The organism is Glycomyces halotolerans (assembly GCF_054779575.1).
Genome location: NZ_BAAGXZ010000016.1, coordinates 1 through 19,995 on the forward strand (window position 1 = coordinate 1; position 19,995 = coordinate 19,995).

At 69.6% G+C, this 19,995-nt stretch carries 9 protein-coding genes; 2 read left to right on the top strand and 7 right to left on the bottom strand.

Features of this window, described 5'->3' with window-relative positions; all coding sequences use genetic code 11:
• Positions 1-100: 100 nt before the first annotated feature.
• The 5 genes from ACYVL2_RS13800 to ACYVL2_RS13820 form a co-directional block, all read right to left on the bottom strand.
• Complete coding sequence (locus ACYVL2_RS13800) at positions 101-1,102, bottom strand: LacI family DNA-binding transcriptional regulator (RefSeq protein ID WP_460544249.1); 1,002 nt, start codon at positions 1,100-1,102, stop codon at positions 101-103.
• Positions 1,103-1,200: 98 nt separating this feature from the next.
• Positions 1,201-2,304, bottom strand: a complete 1,104-nt coding sequence (locus ACYVL2_RS13805) for a glycoside hydrolase family 53 protein (RefSeq protein ID WP_460544251.1) — start codon at positions 2,302-2,304, stop codon at positions 1,201-1,203.
• The gene (locus ACYVL2_RS13810) at positions 2,301-3,146 is read right to left on the bottom strand and encodes a sugar ABC transporter permease (protein WP_460544253.1); all 846 of its coding nucleotides are present in this window, start codon (positions 3,144-3,146) and stop codon (positions 2,301-2,303) included. The genes ACYVL2_RS13805 and ACYVL2_RS13810 overlap by 4 nt, the downstream gene beginning before the upstream one ends.
• Before the next feature lie 3 nt (positions 3,147-3,149).
• Positions 3,150-4,520: a carbohydrate ABC transporter permease gene (locus tag ACYVL2_RS13815; RefSeq protein ID WP_460544255.1), complete on the bottom strand. Its 1,371-nt coding sequence runs from the start codon at positions 4,518-4,520 to the stop codon at positions 3,150-3,152.
• 12 nt (positions 4,521-4,532) lie between these two features.
• Positions 4,533-5,837 carry a type 2 periplasmic-binding domain-containing protein gene (locus tag ACYVL2_RS13820; RefSeq protein ID WP_460544257.1) on the bottom strand — a complete coding sequence of 435 codons (1,305 nt, stop codon included), beginning with the start codon at positions 5,835-5,837 and terminating at the stop codon, positions 4,533-4,535.
• Positions 5,838-6,098: 261 nt separating this feature from the next.
• Between ACYVL2_RS13820 and ACYVL2_RS13825 the strand changes: the two genes are divergently transcribed.
• Positions 6,099-8,063 carry a beta-galactosidase gene (locus tag ACYVL2_RS13825; protein ID WP_460544259.1) on the top strand — a complete coding sequence of 655 codons (1,965 nt, stop codon included), beginning with the start codon at positions 6,099-6,101 and terminating at the stop codon, positions 8,061-8,063.
• Positions 8,064-8,071: 8 nt separating this feature from the next.
• The gene (locus ACYVL2_RS13830; RefSeq protein ID WP_460544261.1) at positions 8,072-9,205 is read left to right on the top strand and encodes a glycoside hydrolase family 53 protein; all 1,134 of its coding nucleotides are present in this window, start codon (positions 8,072-8,074) and stop codon (positions 9,203-9,205) included.
• Positions 9,206-9,287: 82 nt separating this feature from the next.
• Here the strand turns inward: ACYVL2_RS13830 and leuE are convergent, their stop codons facing one another.
• Both leuE and ACYVL2_RS13840 read right to left on the bottom strand, forming a co-directional pair.
• Positions 9,288-9,953, bottom strand: coding sequence for a LysE family translocator (gene leuE / locus ACYVL2_RS13835; RefSeq protein WP_460544263.1), 666 nt, complete (start codon positions 9,951-9,953; stop codon positions 9,288-9,290).
• A 392-nt stretch (positions 9,954-10,345) separates the two neighbouring features.
• On the bottom strand, positions 10,346-19,984 hold the full coding sequence (locus ACYVL2_RS13840) for a Tc toxin subunit A-related protein (RefSeq protein ID WP_460544265.1): 9,639 nt from the start codon (positions 19,982-19,984) through the stop codon (positions 10,346-10,348).
• Between the last annotated feature and the right edge of the window lie 11 nt (positions 19,985-19,995).

Consider the following 19,995-nt stretch of genomic DNA (forward strand, 5'->3'; position numbering starts at 1 on the left):
TTGCAGCACAACCGTTCTATCAAGAAGCCCCTTCTTCGTTCCCAGCGGCTAAGACCCTACTCGACACCCAAGCCCCAGCCCTAACCGAACGACATTGGGACTAGACGGAGTCGCGGACCACCAGTTCGGTCGGGAGGACGACGGGTTCTACCTCGCGTTCGTCGAGCAGTGCCGTCAGGAGGCGGACGGTCTCCTCGGCGACCTTGTCGAGCGGCTGCCTCACGGTGGTGAGCATGGGTCGGGTCGCCGTGGCGATCGCGGAGTCGTCGAACCCGGCCACGGCGACGTCCTCGGGAACGCGCCTGCCGGCCGCGTGGAGGGCCTGCAGCGCGCCGGCGGCCATGAGGTCGGAGGCGACGAAGACCGCGTCGAGGTCCGGGACGTCCTCCAGCAGCCGCCGCATGGCGGCCTCTCCTCCGGCCTGCGTGTAGTCGCCGTGGACGACGGTCTGCTTGGTGGCCTTGCGTCCGAGCACGCCGGTGAAGCCTTCGAGGCGCAGGGAGCCGCCGGGCGTGTCGAGCGGACCGGTGATCATGCCGATCTTGCGACGGCCCTGCGCGACGAGGTATTCGGTCATGTCGCGGGCCCCGCCGCGGTCGTCGGCGGCGGCGTAGGGGATGACGCTCTCGCTGCCGAGCACCGCGCCGCAGGCCACGGCCGGGACGCCGCTGCGTTCGACGGCCTCCAGCAGGCGGTCGCCGGCGTGGGTGGAGACCAGGAGCGTGCCGTCGGCGTGGCCGCCGCGCAGATAGCGGGCCACCCGGTCGCGGCCGCCGTCGTCGCCGGCGATCATGAGCACCAGCGACATGTCCCGTTCGGCGAGCTGGTTGGTCGCCACTCGCATGAGCACGCTGAAGTTCGGGTCCTCGAACAGCCGTTCCTGCGGCTCGGAGAGGACCATGACGACCGATCCGGTGCGGCTGGTCTTCAGGCTGCGGGCGGCCCGGTTGACCACGTACCCGGTCTCGGCGACGGCCCGCTTCACGGCCATCTCGGCGGCGAGCGATACGTTCCCCTGGCCGTTGAGGACGCGCGACACCGTGCCCCTGGAAACCCCCGAGGCCGCTGCGACGTCGTGGATCGTCGGTCGTTTCCGTGTCACTGTTCCTCAGCACTCCCTTGCGTCGTCAATGATTATCCCCCGGCACCCGCGGCACCCGCGGGAGTCCCAAGGGGAAGGACTCTCCTCCAGGGCCGGTCTCACGCGCCGCCGAGCGCCCGCAGCGACGGCAGGGCGTTGCCGTCGAAGTCGAACAGCGCCTGGTTGGCCCACGGGTTGCCGCCTTCGGCGAGGTCGTCGCCGTATTCCATGCCGGCGCGCGAGGCCCAGGTGGTGCCCTCGACCGGGAGCCATCCGGGTTCCCAGTAGACGGCTCCGAGCCCGCGCGCGGAGGCCACCGCTCGGTAGAGGTCACGCAGGAACGCCGATTGCCCCTCTACTGTGGCCGGATAGCCGCCGGTCTCGGCGAGCTCGGGACCGAAGACCGAGTGATGGCCGGCCGGCGCCTCGCCGGTCCAGGCGTACGAGGTCTCGACCACCAGCGTGTCCCTGCCGTAGCGGGCGCCGACGTCGCGCATGTTGGCGGCCAGGTCCTCGAGGGCGCCGTGCCAGAACGGGTAGTACGACAGGCCGATCACGTCGAAGTCGACGCCGCGGGCGGTGATCTCGTCGAACCAGCCGCGGTAGAGTTCGCCCGCACCGCCGAAGTCCAGGTGGAGGATGGTTCGCACCGACTCCGGGACGGCGGCGAGCCCGGCGCTCAGCAGTCCGGCGAGGCGGTCCCAGGCGGGCTCGTCATCGGGCCCGAAGGTCCGGGTCCGGTCGTCGAACCTCGGGGTCCGACCGATCGGCCACAGCATGCCGTTGGTGATCTCGTTGCCGACCTGGACCAGGTCGGGCGTGAGGTCCTCGCGGTCGAGCCGGTCGGCCACCGCGGCGGTGTAGTCGCCGACCTGGACGCGCAGCGCTTCGTAGTCCAGGCCTCGCCAGGCCTTGGGGACCGCCTGCTTCTTGGGGTCGGTCCAGAAGTCGGAGTAGTGCAGGTCCAGCAGGAGGCCGAGGCCGGCGGCCTTGGCGCGGCGGGCCAGCGCGACGGTCGTCTCCAGGTCGTTGGTGCCGCCCAGGTACGGCTCGCCGCGCTCGTCGCGGGGGTCGACCCACAGGCGCAGGCGGACGGTGTCGACGCCGGACTCGGCGAGCAGCTCGAACAGGTCGCGTTCGCGGCCGTCGGCGCGGTAGGTCCCGCCGAGGGCTTCGACTTCGGCGGTCATCGAGACGTCGGCTCCGCGGATCATCGCGCTCATCCTTTCTCCGCACCGGCGGAGGCGCCGGTGACGAGGTATTTCTGCAGGACGATGTAGAGGATGGTAATCGGGACGGCCAGCACGACCGCTCCGGCGGCGAAGGTGGTGAAGTCGTTCTGGTACTGGTCGGTGATCATCTGGAACAGGCCGAGGGCCACGGTCTGCTTGTCGGGGCTCTGCAGGAGCAGCCGCGGCAGGATGAAGTCCATCCAGGGCATCGTGAACTGGGTGATGGCCACGAACGTCAGCATCGGGACCATGAGCGGGAGCACGATCTTGCGGAAGATCGTGATCCGGCCGGCGCCGTCGATCGCGGCGGCCTCGTCGAGACTGGTCGGCAGGTTGTCGGTGTAGCCCTTCATGAGCCAGATGTTGTAGGGCAGTGCCGCCGAGATGCTCACCAGGGCGAGGCCGGTGAGGGAGTCCAGCAGGCCGAAGTTGAGGAAGAGCATGTAGACGGCGATGGCGGTCAGGAAGGTCGGGAACATCTGCAGGATCAGGATCGACAGCAGTCCGGCTTTGCGTCCGCGGAAGCGGACGCGTGAGAACACGTAGCCGCAGAGGGCCGACAGGATCACCGAGCCGGCCATGTTCAGCGTCGCGACGTACAGGGAGTTGAGGTACCAGCGCCCGTAGTCGGTGCGGGTGAACAGGTGGACGTAGTTGTCGAGGCCGGCGTTCTCGGGGATCGGGGTGGCGTTGGCCAGGCCGCCGCCGGGGCCGAGGGACGAGCCGACGACCCACAGCAGCGGGAAGATGACGATGGCGGCCACGACGGCCAGTTCGAGGTGGATGAACGCCGAGGCGATGCGGTCGCGCGGGCTGCGTTGTTTCGCTCTCATGGTCTACAGCTCCCGGATCGCCTTGGAACGGTTGAGGTTCCACACCGAGATGGTCCCCACGATGAAGAAGATGACCAGGCTCATCACGGCTCCGATGTTGTAGAGCCGGTTCTCGAGGGTGAGTTTGAACAGCCAGGTGATGAGCAGGTCGGTGCTGCCGGCGAACCGGTAGTCGGCGTTGTCCGGGCCGCCTTCGGTGAGGAAGTAGACCACTCCGAAGTTGTTGAAGTTGGTGACGAACGCCAGGATCAGGAGCGGCGCGACGGTCCGGTGGACCACCGGCAGGGTGATGTGTCGCAGCTGTGCGATGGGGCCGGCGCCGTCCATGCGGGCGGCCTCGTAGTAGCTGTCGGGGATGTTGGTGAGCACGCCGCCGACCAGGGCCATGAAGAACGGGAAGCCGAGCCACAGGTTGACCAGGAGCGCCACGGCGCGGGCCAGGTTGGGCTGGGAGGGGTCGGTGAACCAGTAGACCCGCTCGTCGGTCAGGCCGATGTCGACCAGGAATTGGCTGATGGGGCCGAACTGGCCGTTGAACATCGACCGGAAGACCAGTGCGGAGACGATGGCGGGGACGGCCCAGGGCAGCAGGAAGACCGAGCGCCACATGCGCGGGAACCTGACCTTCTTGTTGGCCAGCAGCACCGCCTGCAGGAAGCCGAGCATGTAGGTGGTGGCGGTCGCGACGATGGCCCATACGAAGGTCCAGCCGAGGACGCCGGCGAAGGTGCCGGCCCAGGAGGGCACGGCGAACAGCGAGGTGAAGTTCTCGAAGCCGACCCAGCTGACGAGGTTCTTCGGCGGCAGGTTGTCTCGGTTGTAGTTGGTGAAGGCGACCAGGATGCCGAACAGGACCGGCAGCACCGACATGAAGACGATGAGGACCAGTCCCGGTGAGAGGGCGATGTAGGCGAAGGCGCCGTCCCAGAGCTTGCGGAAGTACTCCCGGGAGCTCTCGGGGTCGGCCGCGGTGTTCAGGGCGGCGCGGTATCGGGCGGCGTCGCGGACGCTCCAGATCCAGACGATGGCCAGCAGCGCGAGGGTGAGCAGCGCGATGAGGCCGTTGGCCATGAGGACGATGGAGTTGTCGCCTTCGGTGAGGCCGGTGAGGGTCATCTCGCGCGGCTGCGTGCCGAGCGTGACCAGTCCCCAGAGGCCTTTGACGAAGAAGCCGCCGTTGGAGCGCGGGGTGTAGTCCATGCCGGCGTAGTAATTGCCGGTGGCCAGCTCCCAGCCGATGGCGGAGGCGAAGAAGGCGAAGAAGAAGGCCGCCTTCCCGAGCTGGCGGTTGAGCATTTGGCCGGCTCCCCACACCAGCGCCGAGGCGAGGCCCGGCACGGGCGCGGGGAGCGTCGAGTTCCGAGCGGTACTCACGGTCGGTGGTTCCTAGAGTCCGTGGAGCTCGTTGTAGCTGCCCGCGGCCTTGGTCTGGGCGTCGGCGGTGTCCGACAGGCCGTCCCAGACGTCGACGACCAGTGCGTTGCCGGTCTCCCAGAAGTACTGGGGCACCTGGGGGATCAGCTCGGCCTGGGCGGACTGCTCGACGATGCCGGCGACGTGCGGGTCGTCGGCGAGGCCTTCGATGCCCGAGAGCAGTTCCCGGTTCAGCGCCGGGATCTGGCCGGTCGAGGCGTAGACGGCGGCGGCGCCGGCGTCGGAGGCCAGGAAGTTCGCGAAGACCCGCGCGGCGGCCGGGTACTCGGTGTAACCGGAGACGGCGGCGACGTGCATGCCGGCGAAGGATCCGGCGGGCTCGCCGCCGTTCGCGGTCGGCAGGGTGGTGACACCGTACTCGAAGCCGTTCGCCTCGGCGCCGGCGTCGAAGGTGGAGAAGCTCCAGGGGCCGGTGATGACGTAGGGCGTCTCGCCTTCGGCGAAGGCCTCTTCGACGGTCTCCCAGGTGGTGTCGGCGCTGGGCACGTCGAAGATCTCGCGCAGGCCGGCGTAGTAGTCGAGGGCCTCGGTCAGGGCCGGGTCGTCGAAGCCGGGGTCGTCCACGTCGCCGTCGGGGTAGACCTGCCAGCCGGCGGCCGACAGGATCGGGTAGGCGCGGTAGATCTCGGCGGTGAACATGCGGATCGTCCACCGGTTGGCGGCCGGGTCGTTGTACTCGCCGGCGAGTTCGACGATCTCCTCCCAGCTGCGGGCCGGTTCGGGCGATCCGGTCAGCTCTTGGAGGAGCGTCCGGTTGTACATGAGGGCGACCGACTCGGTGGTGACCGGGACGGCGAACATCTGGCCTTCGGAGGAGACCACGCCGGTGAAGGTGTCGCTCATGCGCTCTTCGAGGACGCCCTGGTACTCGCCGAGCGGGGCGGCGGTGCCGTCGTCGATGGCGCGGGCGATCTGGTCGTAGAAGGTCATGTAGACGTCGGCGCCGTTTCCGGCCTCGCCGGCCAGCGCCATCTTGTCGACGGCGTCGTTCTTGGCCGCCAGTTCGTACTCGACCTCGACGTCGGGGTATTCCTCGTTGAAGGCGGCGATGACGGCCTCGGCCAGGTAGTCCTCTTCGAACCAGACTTTGAGGGGGACCTCGCCGGAGGCGATCTCCTCCTCCATGACGTACTGCCGGGCCTCGGCGTCCCATTCGAGGTCGCCGGAGGCCTCTTCCTCTTCGGCGGGGCCGCCGCAGGCGGCCAGGGTGAGCGCTGCCGCCGCGGCGGCTGCGATAGCGCCTTTGCTTCGCATCATCGTGTCCTCGTCTCGATAAGGGTGTGTCCAGCGCCGTGAAGGGCACCATCGGACTGTGAACGTTTACACGAATCTAGCGGCACCCGATCCGCAAGGCAACCACCGTTTGGCCGATATGTGCGATTATTCAGGAAGAAGTATTCATGAAACGATCACAATTCAGAAACGGAAGCCGCATGGAACGGGGGTTGCCAGCAGACTGGGAGTCGAGTACTGTGCACGTTCACAAGCTTTGATGCGAGGAACCCCACAGGAGACACGTTGAAGACGATTCGCTACGGAGGCGATTACAACCCCGAACAGTGGCCCGAGGAGGTCTGGCACGAGGACGTGCGCCTCATGCGCGAGGCCGGAGTCAACCTCGTCAGCCTCGGCATCTTCAACTGGGGCATCGTCGAACCCGCGCGCGGCGAATACGACTTCACCGGCCTCGACCGCATCATGGAGCTGCTCCACGACGCCGGCATCGGCGTCGACATGGGCACCCCCACCGCCTCCCCTCCGGCGTGGCTGCGCCGGGCCCACCCGGAGATCCGCCTGGTCGACCGCGACGGCCGCACGCTGGCCGGAGGCACTCGGCACGGCGTGTGCCCCTCCTCCCCCGCCTACCGGGAGGCCTGCGAACACATCGTCGAAGCGCTCGCCGCCCGATACGGCGAGCACCCCTCGGTGGAGCTGTGGCACCTGCACAACGAGTACGGCTGGGCCAACGTCGAGTGCTACTGCCCGGCCTCGACCGAGGCCTTCCAGCGCTGGCTCGCCGCGAAGTACTCCGACATCGACCACCTCAACGGCGCCTGGGGGACGGCCTTCTGGGGCATCGTCTACCGGTCGTTCGACCAGATCGAGGCGCCCGGCGCCGCTCCGCCCGGCGTCAACCCGGCCCTCCAGCTCGACTGGAAGCGGTTCTCGTGCGAGGAGCACCTCGCCGGCTACCGCGCCCAGCGCGACATCGTCGCCCGGTACTCCTCGGCCCCGGCGACCACGAACTTCATGATCCCCAACTGCGAGGACATGGACTACCGGCGGTGGGCCGAAGAGGTCGACGTGGTCTCCAACAACCACTACCTCGTCGCCGAACGTCCCGAGAACCACATCGAACTGTCCATGAGCGCCGACCTCACACGCGGCGTCGCCGGCGGCCCGTGGATGGTCATGGAGCACTCCACCTCGGCGGTCAACTGGCAGCCGCGGAACCTCGCCAAGACGCCCGGCCAGATGCGTCGCAACTCCCTGGCCCACCTGGCGCGCGGCGCCGACGCGCTCATGTTCTTCCAGTGGCGGGCCTCCAGGGCCGGCGCCGAGAAGTTCCACTCGGCGATGCTCCCCCACGGCGGCACCGACACCGAGGTCTGGCGCGACGTCGTCGCCCTCGGCCGGGACCTGAAGCGGCTGGACGGCCTCGTCGGCGCCGACATCGAGGCCGAAGTCGCGATCCTCTGGGACTGGGAGTCGTGGTGGGCGCTCGAACTCGAATGGCGGCCGTCGATCGACCTGCGCTACCGCGAACGCGTCGAGGCCTACTACGAGAGCCTGTGGAAGCGGCACGTCACCGTCGACTTCGCCCACCCCGAATCGGACCTGAGCCGATACCGCCTCGTCGTCGCGCCCTCCTCGTACCTGCTCACCGCCGACGCCGCGAAGCGGCTGCGCGGCTACGTCGAAGCCGGCGGCAGCCTCCTGGTCTCCTACTTCTCGGGGATCGTCGACGAGCACGACACCGTCCACCCCGGAGCCAACCCCGGGGCGCTGCGCGAGGTCCTGGGGCTGTGGACCGAGGAGTTCCACCCGCTCCCCGAAGGCGGCGCGCTCACGCTCGACTCCGGGGCGAGAGGCCGCATCTGGTCCGAGCGGGTGCGCACCGCCGGCGCCGAGACCGTCGCGGCCTTCGCCGACGGACCGGACTCGGGGCATCCGGCCATCACCCGCCACCGCCTCGGCACGGGCACCGCCTGGTACGCCGCGACCGCCCTCGACCACGAGAGCGGACTGGGCGACCTGCTGGGCGAGGTCCTCGACCACGCGGGCGTGCGCCACCCGAGCGACCTGCCCGAGCAACTCGAGATCGTCCAGCGCGGCGACCACCGCTTCCTGATCAACCACGCCGATCAGGACGTCGCCGTCCCGGGCCTCCGGGGCGTCGACGCGCTCGACGGCACCGTCTACGACGGCGGCGTCCCCGTCGCCGCGGGAGGTGTCGTCATCGTACGCATCACAAAGGAGTGAGAACCCCTATGAAACGAAGAACCGCCATCACCGCCGCCGGCGCGCTCGGCGTCGCCGCGCTCGGCGCGACCCCGGCGCTGGCCGAGGTCGACCGCAGGAGAAGACCGCGCAAGACCAAGACGTTCGTGCGCGGCGCCGACATCTCGAGCCTCGCCAAGGCCGAGGACCTCGGTGCCGTCTACCGCCGCGCCGACGGCTCCGAGGGCGACGCGATCGACATCCTCGCCGACAGCGGAGTCAACTGCATCCGCCTCAAGGTGTGGGTCGATCCCGGCGACGGCTACAACACCGAGCACCAGGTCGTCGAGATCGGCGAGCGCGCCAAGCGGGCCGGTATGGACCTGCTGGTGGACTTCCACTACTCCGACACCTGGGCGGACCCGGGCAAGCAGTACAAGCCCGCCGCGTGGGCCGACCTCGACTTCGCAGGCCTCAAGTCGGCCGTGTACGACCACACCGCCGAGGTGCTCGGCGCGCTCGAGGAGGTCGGCGCCGCGCCGACGCTCGTGCAGGTCGGCAACGAGATCAACGGCGGCATGATCTGGCCGGACGGCCGCTGGGACCGGTGGCCGCAGTTGGCCGAGCTGCTGACGGCCGGATCGGACGCGGTGCGGGACACCGTGCCGCGGGCCGAGGTCGTGCTGCACCTCGCCGAGGGCGGCGACAACGGCGCCTTCCGCTGGTGGTTCGACAACGCCGAGAGCCACGGCGTGCCGTACGACGCGATCGGCCTGTCGTTCTACCCGTACTGGCACGGGACGTTCGAGGAGCTCGAGTCGAACATGCACGACCTGGCCGGGCGCTACGGCAAGCCGATGTACGTGATGGAGACGGCCTACCCGTTCACGACCGAGGACAAGGACGGCTGGCCGAACATCATCGCCGACGCCGAGCCGGTGGCCGGATATCCGGCGGGCCCGGAGAGCCAGTCGGCGGTGCTGACCGCGGTCGCCGACGTGGTCAAGGGCGTCCCGGACGGCCTGGGCCGCGGCGTGTTCTGGTGGGAGGCGACCTGGACCGGCGTCGAGGGCCACGGCTGGGACCCGGACGACCCGTCGAGCGGCAACGGCTGGGAGAACCAGGCGCTGTTCGACTACGACGACCGGGCCCTGCCGGCGCTGGACACGCTCGGCAACCTCTGAAGATCCTATATAATATAGGATATATCCTATATGATTCAGGCGGCACGGAGCCGCGGGGCGCCGAGCGCTTCGCGGCTCGCTCTCATCCGGTGGTGGCGAGTTTGGCGGCGGAGCCGATCATGACCGAGCCGACCAGGCCGTTGCCGGCCGCCGACAGCGCACGGCGTTCGCGGAACATGCGCGCGAACCGGTCTCCGGTGACGATGAGGGTCGAGAGGTAGACCATCGAGCAGGTCTGCAGGATCACGAACAGCACACCGTAGCTGAGGACCGGCCACTGGTAGGTCGGGTCGACGAACTGCACGAAGAACGCCACGAAGAACAGGATCGCCTTGGGGTTGAGCAGGCTCGCCACCAGCGCCCGCACATAGGGGCGCTCGGTCCGCACCGCGGTCTTGACCACGGCGGCGGCCGAACCGGGCTCGGGGCCTTCGCCGCGCCGGACGGCGCGCCAGGTCTTCCAGCCGGAGAGCAGCAGGCCCGAGGCGAGGTAGGCGAGATAGGCGACCCCGGCCCAGCGGACCGTGTTGTACAGGAACGGCGAAGCGGCGAACACCGAGGCCAGTCCGGCCGCCGAGGCGACCATCAGCACCGAGTCGCCGCAGAACACGCCCGCGGCGGCCGCGAACCCCGCTCGCCGTCCGCGCCGCGAGGCCACCGACAGGACGTAGAGCGAATTCGGTCCGGGCAGCAGGATGATGAAGACGGTGGCGACGACGTACGTCCACAGGTCGACGGTGCCGAACATCGGGGTCCTTTGCGCGGGGCTCGCGAGAGCGGCGGGAAACGGGTGCCCGGCCAGCCTACGGCCGGCGGCCCCGATCGCCAAGCCCGTTTCCGGCGGCGAGCGCCGGACTCGTTCTCGCTTCCGGCCCTCCGGTGGGGTTCGGGCGCTCCATGCCGGTGCGGAGAGGGACTCCCAGGTTCACCGGAGGGGCGCCGGCGCCGTACCGCGGGCAATGAAAAAGGCCCCGATGAGACGAACCGAAACACCGAGTGCCTTAATGAAATGCCGATGACCTTCTTACGCTACTGCTTATTCCTTAACACGGACCATTGTCCACGCTATACACTAACCTTAAGTATCACCGAACGGCCTTGAGTTTAGTGTATAGCGTGGACAATGTCAAGCCCCCGCGTTCAGGCGATTTCGAAGCGCACCATCAGATAGGCGCGACGAACGTCGTCGGCGTTCAGCGACGTGTAGTCGGCCGCGCTGTCGCGGCGCATGCGCACCCGCCACTCCCCCAGCATCGGCGGCCGCGGCGCCGTCGGCGCGATGGCCGCGTGCGGCGCCTGATCGAGCCCGGGGTCGCGGGCGCCGGGAACCTCGGCGGACGGCGCGGTCTCGCCCGGCAACTGCCACCGGGTCGTGAAACCCTCCTCGTGCGGGGTGTCGACCACCAGGTCGGCCCCGGTCACACTGAGGGCACCCGAGCCCATGCGGGCGCGCGCCCAGAACGGCAGGTGCGCGGCGTCGAGATCGAACACGAGCTCCTGGTCCTCGCCGTCGGCCGGATGCAGCATCCGGTGCCAGGCCGTGCCGAACTGCTCCTCGAGCACGAACAGGACCGCGCCCGCGTTCGGCAGCACCGTGTCGAGGTTGGCGCGGGCGAGGTCGGCCAGCTCGGGTGAACCGACCTGAGCGGTGTAGTCCAGGTGCAGCACGACGTCGGTGACCGAGGCGAGGTCGAACTGGTTGTTCTCCGGCGGCAGCTCGATGCTCCAGCGGCTCGCGACCCCGGCTCCCTCGAACGGGAGGAAGCGGTCGCCTTCGAGGCGTAGCTCGAACATGCCGCGGTCGTTGACGCCGTGGCTGGTCACGATCGTGCTGGTCGGAACCGGGCTGGTCCAGAACCGCGTGTCGCCCCCGGAGGCGAGCGGGTCGCCGTAGCCGCCGGTGACCGAGTCGGTGAGACGGACGCCGTTCGCGGTCATCGACACCGTGCAGTTCACCGATGTGTACGGTCCGGCCACGCACGGGATCGAGATCGCCGCCGACTTGAGGCGGCGCCGGTAGTGCCCGGGGTGGTCGAGGTCGAACAGCCACTCGGGCAGTTCGATCTCCACACCGCCGGTGAGTTTGAGCTTGAGCAGCGCGAGCGGGTCGATCTGGGCGAGGGAGACGTGCTTGGTGATCTCCAGGCCGCGGCCGTGCCGGACCAGGTAGTCCGATTCCATGCGGCGCAGGTCGTTGGTGAGCCGTTCGGGCGCGAGCAGTCCCTTCCTCAGACTGTCCCAGTAGCCGAATTGGACGTACATCGCGTCGGGGTCGGCCAGCTCGAAACGGAAGATCGCCTCGGCCTGCCGGGCGGCGTCGAAGGCGATCTTGTACGCCTGGAAGTAGATGACCGATACCTGCTTGACCATCCAGTCGTACAGCTCGGCGTCGGTGTACTTGGACTTGAGGAACTCCTCCACGGCGGCGGCGTCCTCGACCTGGTTCCGCTGGCGGTCCCGTTCGGCCTCGGCGATGGCCTCGCGCGTCAGTGCCGTCGTGATCTCGGCTTCGAGGCGCTCGAGCTCCTTCTCGGCGAGGGTCTTCTGGAACTGGTTGGTGCGGAAGTCGCGGGTGTACCGGCCCTGCATCTCGGCCATCGTCGCGATCGAGTTGGCGATCCCCGAGAGGGTGGAGATCCCCGACGCGGAGTTCGACAGGAGCCCGGAGAGGTTGGAGCCGCCGAACGACAGGGAGAACGACGGGCTGCCGCCGAAACCGGCGAAGCCGACGCTCATGGTGGGGAGCATCGAGGCGACGCCCGCTTTGAACTGGAGCATGGACGCGATGAGGCTGCCGACCAGGCCGGCCCCGCGGGCGACCACGCCGATCTCTTCGGAGACCAGCATTCTGGGGAACGAATCGTAGTGGCTGATGCGTTCGCCGAGCGCGGACCGTCCGGACTCGAGCGCCGCCCGGGCTTCACCGGCTTCCTGGATCTGCTGCTCGCGGATGTCGAGGATGGTCTCGTTGAGCGAAGTCTCTTGAGCGGCGCGGAGCCTGGCCAGTGCTTCGGCGTCGCGGCGCTCCAGCACCGACAGCAGCTTCTCGCCCAGTGCGCGCAGCTCGGCGCAGAGGTCGGCGGCGCGTGCGACGAGGTAGCGGAAGCGGTACTGGGCGGACGGGGCGGCGACGACGGACATGATGCTGTTGAGGTCGGCGCCTTGAGCGGCGGCCTTCACCAGCAGCCCGGGGTCGATCGGCGGCTCGAACAGCGGCAGCCGCCGGGTCACGCCTTCGATGTTCATGCAGTTGCGGAGCTTGAACAGCCGGTCGGCGAGCGTGTCCCAGTAGCCGAGCAGCCGGTCGTTGACGGGGATGCCGAAATAGGGCACCGGGAACTGGGGCAGCGGCTCCTCGGGGACGTCCGGTGCGGCGAGGTCGGGCGCCGGTCCGAGGTTCTCGAGGACGGCGGGAACGCTGGCGTTGCCGAATGGGTCGAGGCCGGCCTCGTCCGCCAGCTCCGCGTAAGTGCGGCTCTCGCGTTCGGGGGCGGGGACCTTCTCGGGCCGCCGGCCGAGCAGCTCGGCGGCGAGCGTGTAGAGCAGCAGCGCCCGGTTGGTCGACTCCATCGAGTCGCGTCGGAACTCCATGTCGGCCCACGCGATGAGGTTGTCGAGGTAGCGCATCACCACCGCCTTCTGGTAGGCGATCGGACGGTGGCGGGCGATGACGTGGGGCGAGAACGGATGGTGCTTCCAGGCGCGCAGTTCGTCCAGGTGGTCGCCGATGTCGGCGAGGATCGACTCGATGCGCTGGGCGCGGTAGCCATCGCCGCTGTGCTCGAAGAACGGCCGGGTGACCCAGTACCGCTGTGGCGCGTCGGCGCCGTCGGTGCTGGTCGGGTCGAAAACCCGGTGGAACCAGCTCATGGCCTCCTCGTGGCGCTGCTCGGTCCCGAGCTTGGAGGCGATGAGCATCGGCAGGTGGAAGAAGACCTCCCAGTTGTAGATCGAGTAGGCGCCCGACCGGGTGAAGTCGACGCCGCCGCGCGCGGTGGGGTCGACGATGTTGAGCGGCGCCGGATCGTAGGAGAAATCGGTGTCGCCGTCGGGCGCGATGCTCTGAGTGGAACGGGCCAGGAGCCGGTCGAGGCCCGATGAGTCGAGCGTCTCCAGGAAACGGGCCGCGTAGGGGTGCGTGAACGGGTACCAGCGGTGCGTCTCGAAGGAGAACGGGACCGCGCCGATCCCCGAGAGGAACAGCATGCTCGCGCGACTGGCTCGCCGCACGAAGTACCTGCGGTCGGGATCCTGGTAGATGAGGGGGCTGAACGGCTCCTCGCGGTCGTTGTACTGATCGCCGTTCGGCGCGAGGACCAGCTCGAACGGGTCGGGCGCGTCATTGAGCAGCGGCCGGGTGTCCCCGGGGCCGACCGCCACCGCGGCTCGGTCGGGGTTGGCCGGGTCGACGTTGTTGGCGAGTCGACCGGAGGCGAAGTGCATGCCGACCGGTTGGCGCAGCGGCGAGGCGTCGAGCCGCCCGGTCAGCCGCTTGATCTTGCGCCCTTCCTCCGCGAAGTCACGGTGGACGAAGTCGTAGGAGTTGTCGTAGGACATCACTCCGGTGGACTTGTCGCGGTAGCGGGCGTGACTGCCTTTGAGCCGCAGTTCGACAACGTCGGCGCCGTTGAACACGAACGACGAGGAGTGCCAGGTCGCGTTGGTGTTCGAGAAGGTGTCTGCGGCGAACCTGCGGTAGTTCTCGGTGAACTCGTTGTAGAACTTGCCGTCGTTGAACTCCGGGGTGCTGGCGACGTAGAGGTCCATCCACAGCCGCCCGCGGAATTCGCGGGGCTTGAGCGTGTAGGCCGAGGCCGGGCGGTGCCAGGGGTGGATGAGCTTGTCGGGCCCGGTCCGTCCCGACGTCCAGCCGTCGGGGGTGCGTTCGGACCAGTGCAGCGCGATCTCCAGGGTCACCTGGGGTGCGGCCGGCTCGGTGGCCCCGTCGGTGGCCTTCGCGGCGGGCTGACGCCGCGGCTGCTCGGCCCGTTCGGTGATCTCGAGCCAGAACAGGTAGAGGCGGCCGCGGTAGACGACCGGCACCACTTGGGGCGAGGCGACGTCGAGTTCGACGGTCTCCCAGCCGGTCCATTCGGCGTAGTTGAGGTCGAAGGTCCGGTAGTAGAGGCCGGCTCCTGCCGAGGGATTGCGGGCGACGACGTGGAGGCGGTTGACCGCGGGCAGGCCGCCCGAGGCGCCTCCGGAGACCTCGTGGCAGACGCCGAGGGTCTCCAGGTTCGAGGCGTCGTTGAGCTTCTGGAGGTACGCGCGGTAGGCGGTCTCGCAGTTCGCGCCGGTGATGTCGGCGGAGGCGAGGTCGTCTTCGAACTCACGGAAGAACTGGGTCTTGTTCTCGCGCAGTTCGGGTTCTATCCAGTTCTCCGGGTACAGGAAGACCTTGCGGGCCGCCTCCCAGATCCGGTAGGAGTGCATCATCGTCTTCCACTGGCTCCACGAGTCCAGCGAGGCGGTGTCCTCCATTTCGGACTTGGAGATCCGCACCAGCGGCGACTCGAGGTTGAGCAGGCATCGCTGGGCGAACATCTGCACCGAGCCGGTCGCCTGCTTGATGCGGGAGGTCAGCCGGCAGGCGGCCATCTGGGTGTCGACCAGGAAGTACCGCTGGAGGTCGTTCTCGTCGGTCCAATGTGCCGGATTGGCGTGGTCCTCGCCGCCGTGCGCGATCGTCGGCGACGTGGTGCGCATCGAGTGCTCGACGAGGTAGGCGACCAGCGCGTCGCGCCTCGCTTCGCGCAGCCGGTCGGTCAGGTCGGGCATGAGGTCGAGCCACACGGCCGGGTCGTACTTGGATTTGACGGTCTGGCGGACGAGCTCGGCGGTCTTGCGCTGGGCGCCGTCGGTGTCGTCGTCGCGGTCGGCCCAACGGCGCGCCTCGTCGGCGCCCACGCCGAGTCGCCGCAGCGCGCCCATGACCGTCTCGGTGCGGCGCAGCCATGCGGCGGACCCGTAAGGGGCGGCGTCGTCGCCGTCGAGGACGGCGAGGTCGCCGACGTCCCAGCCGGTGAGCGCGGCGACCAGGTCGCGGATCTCGGGCACCGGCGCGGCGTCCGCGGCGGCGTCGAAGACCTCGGGCCACCCGGACTCGTCGGGGCGCGGGTAGCGCGAGTACAGCGCCGTCCACGAGGCCAGCGCGCGCCAGGCTCCGAGGCCGGCGTCGGCTTCGCCCGGGGCGGCGGGGAGGTCGCCGAGGTGCAGCAGGCCGTGCGTCGGCGCGCGGTCGAGCAGCCAGGTCAGTTCCGTCGCGTCGACGGGAGTGCGGCGGAGCACGGCGGCGGCTTTGTGGAGTCGCCGCCAGGCGGTGAAGAGCGGTCCGAAGTTCGCTTCGGTGAGGGCGCTGGCGTAGTCTCCGGCGGCGTCTTGGGCGGTGAGGTCGTCGTCGAGGAAGACGGTCCAGAGTGCTCCGTCGGGGCGGAGTCCGTCGAGCAGGGCGACGGTGTGGGCGTCCTCGAGTTCGAAGGCCGCGGCCAGGGCCGCGGCGAGTTGTCCGCGGCGTTCGCCCTCGGGCGCGGTGCGCAGGCTCTCGCGCAGTGCCTCCAGGTGTCCGGCGACGGTCTCGGTCCGCGGTTCGAGTGGCGAGTCGGGGCGGTGCCGGAGCAGCCAGTCGAGTTCGGCGATGTCGAGTCCGGACGCGCCGATGTCGTGGTGGAGGTCGGTCAGTGCGACTGTGGCGGCGGGGGACTCGAACGGGTCGGCGGTGTCGGCGAGATCGATGAGGGTCAGCAGGTCCCGGATCGAGGTGCCGAGGGAGCGCGCCAGGAGGACGTGGCGCAGGGGTGCGGTGAGGTTCTCGACGGTGATGGGGCCGTCGGCGTGTTCGAGCAGGAGCGCGAGTTCGTCTTCGGTGACCTGCCAGGCGGCGGCGAGTGTGGGCCGGTGGTCGGCCATCGGTTCGGTGCCGGGCAGCGGCGGTTCGAAGGCGGGGTCGGGCGGGTCGACGAGGTTGGGGTCGGTGAATCGGGCGGCGTATGCCGAGCGGGCCGCTCCGGGTGCGGTGGCGGTGCTGAGCGGGGCGTAGAGGGCGATGGCCTGGTCGAAGTCGAGTCGGAGTGTCGCGGTGAGGCGGTCGAAGTCGGCGAGGGCCTTGACGGTGCGTCCGTCGAGGGCGCCGGCGCCGAGGCTCGGTGCGAGGAGGAGCCGGTCGAGCTGCCATGGCTGCCAGGGCGTGTGAGGCCGAAGTCGCAGGAAGCGGTGGATGCGGTCCCAGGCGGCGGGGGTGAGTCCGGTGACCGACTGCTCGTCGAGTCTGCAGGTGCCTTCGGGGCGGTCGAGGGCGAGTTCGGGGGCGGCGTCGCGGATCCAGTCGAGTTCGAGCAGTTGGAGCAGCTCGGTGTATTCGATGCGGCTGTGTCGCAGGAAGGCGAGGACGCCGACGCCGGCCGCGGTGGTGTCCAGGCCCCAGATCGCGTCGAGGGCGGCCGGGTCAGTCTCGGCGGCGGCGATGAACTGCATGTCCTTGGTGGACAGGCCGAAGTGCTCTCCGGCGGCGGAGGCGGCCGCGGTCTCGTCGAGCGGGTCTTGGAACATGCGCATGAGTTCGCCGCGGGGGACGCCGAGGTGGTCGAGGAGGAGGCGGGCCTCGGCCTGCCAGGCGTTGTAGGCCCCGCTGACGGGGAACGCTGATTCCTTGACGACGTCGTAGGCCGGGGCGTGGAGGTGTTCGGGCACGGCGCGCAGTTCGGCGGCGCCGCGGGTGGTCTGCGGGGCGGCCGGGGCCGGGGAGGCGGTGGGCACGGCGCGTTCGAGGATCTCGCAGACGAGGTCGATGTAGGGCAGCGGGGTCTCGGTGTTGGCGCAGTCGAGTTTGATGTCGTCGAGGTCGCCGCGGCGGGCGAGCAGCACGTCGAGGACGGTGTCGTCGCCGTCGGGGCGGGCGCTGCGGCTGGAGAGGAAGCGCAGTAGGTCGGTGAAGTAGGCGGCGGGGCCGTAGACCGATTCGCAGTGGCGGCATTCGCAGTAGTCGAGGGCGCCGAACAGCAGTTCCAGGTCGGGCACGTCGCCGATGGCGGCCTTGACACGCTCGAGGGTGAGCGTCTGGGTCTCGAAGACGTCGAACTGGTCGGGGACGAGGTCGGCCCGGAGTTGGACGAGTTTGGACAGGACGCTCGCGTACGACAGTTGGGCGCGGTTGTAGACGGTGGCGATCTCGCCGTCGTCGAGTCCGTGCGGGGCGAGCCGCCGTGCCAGTTCGGTCCGGTCGAGCGACGCGATCGGAGCCGAGTAGTGCAGGCCTGCTTTGAGCAACGCGATCGCGGTCTTCGGGTTGGGACTCAGGCGGAGCACGCGCTGCTGGACGCGCAGTTCCACCAGCAGGTCGCGTTCGATCTCGAGTTCGCGGTCGGCGAGGTAGGCGTCGATGCCGGTGTGTTTGAGTTCGAGGTCGGGGTGGTCGTCGAGGAATCGGGCGGCTCGGTCGACGTGCGCCAGGCCGGCGCCGTCGGCGCGGGCGAGTTCGGCGGTGAGAGCGGCGGTCGGGAACCGCTGGGCGGCGGACTCGGCGAGGGTGGCGGCGTGGGCGGCGACGGATTCGTCGTCTCCCGAGGTGCCGTCGGGAACGGCGACGCCGGCGTCGCCGATGAGTTCGGCCCATTGGTCGGCCGAGAGCTTGGCGAGGTCTCTGGGGGCGCCGAGCTCCGATGCCGGGTCGTCGAGCCGCTGTTTGACGGCGGCGAGGGTGGGCCGGTGGCCGGAGGTGAGGCCGGCGAGGTCGGCGGTGACGACCAGGTCGCGCCAGTCGTCGAGCAGGCCGATCCCTTCGGCCTCTTCGCGGAGTCGTTCCCAGTACTCGGGGGTCGGCGCGCCGTGGTCGATGAGCGCGGAGGCGATCGCCTCGTAGTGCTCTGGAGCGATGTTCGAGGCGTCGAGGACCGTTTGGAGCGGTGCCGGGCCGATCAGTCCGGGAGTGGTGAGCGCGGCGGCGACGGCGTGCGTGCCGAGGGCGTCGAGCGCCGTGTCGCGGGCGCGGATCTCGCCGATGGGCAGGACGCCCGCGTCGGCGGCGGCGTCGAAGGCGCGGGCGCGCTGGTCGGCGTCGAGGAGGCCGATGCCTTTGCGGACCTGTTCGGTGAGCTCGTCGATGCGGGTCCATTCGGCGGTCGCGGCGAGCAGCCCGTCGGGCAGTCCAGGAGGCAGGGACTGGACCAGGTAGGCGTAGTAGAGCGCCGGGGTGAGCGCGGCCTGGTCGTCGGCGGCCGCGGCGCGTTCGGCGAGGATCAGGCGCATCACCTGCTCCTGGGTCGCTCCGGCGGCCAGCGCGGTCACCGTGACTTCTTGGCGGTCGCCGCTCTCGACCAGGTCGGTCAGGGCGGTGCCGGCGAGGGCGGTGTCGACGGCTTCGCGGAGGCGCTCGTAGGCGGACGGGCCGCGGTACGGGAGGTCGCCGAGGGTCAGGTTGGCCCATTGGATCGGTTTGGGGTCGAACAGGGTCTGGGTGCCGAGGGCGGTGCCGTCGGCTCCGGTGAAGGTGAGCATGAGGTGGAGTGGTCTCGCGGCGCCGGTCCGGGGGTCGCGCGGCGGGTCGTAGGGCAGGTCGTAGAAGCCTTTGCCGCCGGTGACGCGTTCGGCGATGAGGTCGCCTTCCTTGCCGGTGGCGGTGCGGTGGGAGAGGCGGACTTTCACTCCGGTGAGGGGTTTCCAGTGGTCGTCGCGGACTGCGCCGCGGACGCGTCGGCGCGGTCGGGGGCGTTCGCGTTCGGGCACGAGCGCCAGGAGGTCGGCGTTGAGGGCTTTGCGGGTGGGGCCGTCGACGTGTCCGGTGGGCGTCAGGCGCTTGGCGGCCTGGTAGGCGAGGACGGCTTTGCGGGTGCCTTTGCCGAAGGCGGCGGCGTCGTGCTCGGGTTTGGGGACGGTGTGGCCGAGGCGGGCGAGGGCCTCTTGGGCGGCGGTGACCGGCTTGCCGGTCATGTTGAGCTTGGCGTGCTTGCGCAGGGGGGCGATGGCGGTGGAGCGGACTTTGAGGGTTTTGACCGGGGCGGGTAGCGAGGCGGCGACCGCTTCGATCTTGTCCATGGTGGCCAGGTCGAACGTGCCGGTGGTGGGCAGGCGGTACTTCGTCTGGAAGGCGCGCAGGGCCGCGACGGTGGTGGGTCCGGGCCGGCGTGCGTCGAGTTCGGTTCGGGAGAGGCTGGCGTCGATCTTGCCGACGCGGAGGGCGCGGAGGAGTTTGCGCTGGGCCTTGCCGAATTGGTTGCGGGTGCCGAGGCGCTGGTTGAGTTCGGTGGCGCGGAGGCGTTCGACGAGCGCTTCGTCGACCCACCAGCTGAGGCCGGGAGCGCCGGTGGCGGCGCGGAACTGCTGGAGGGCGGTGGCGGTGGTGGGGCCGATGCGGCGTTTGGAGCGTTCGGAATGGTCGATGGGGTGGCCGAGGGAGGCGAGGAGCTGCTGGAGTTTGGCGGTGCGGTGGGGCGTCTCGGAGAAGTAGCGGTGCTCGAGTTCGCGTTTGATGTGGTTCGCGGTCTCGGGGGTGACGCGGCCGGTCTCGGTGAGGCCTCCGGCGGCTTGGAGTCGCCGGAGGGCGGCGCGGGTGGCGGTGCCGAGTTCTTTGCGGGCGACCTCGCCAGGGTCGAGGTCGAGCCCGAGCCGCGCGAGCGATTCGTGGAGCGCGGCGACTTTGGACGGGGAGGGTTCGGCTCCGGCGGTGCCGCCGACGCGGATCATCATGGTCTGGTTGGGGTCGACGCGCCCGGGCTGGGCGAGGTCGGCCTCCACCGGTAGGCCCAGCCGGCGGATCTCCTTCGGCGGCAGGTGCGGTTGCTTGCTCATCTTTCGTTCCT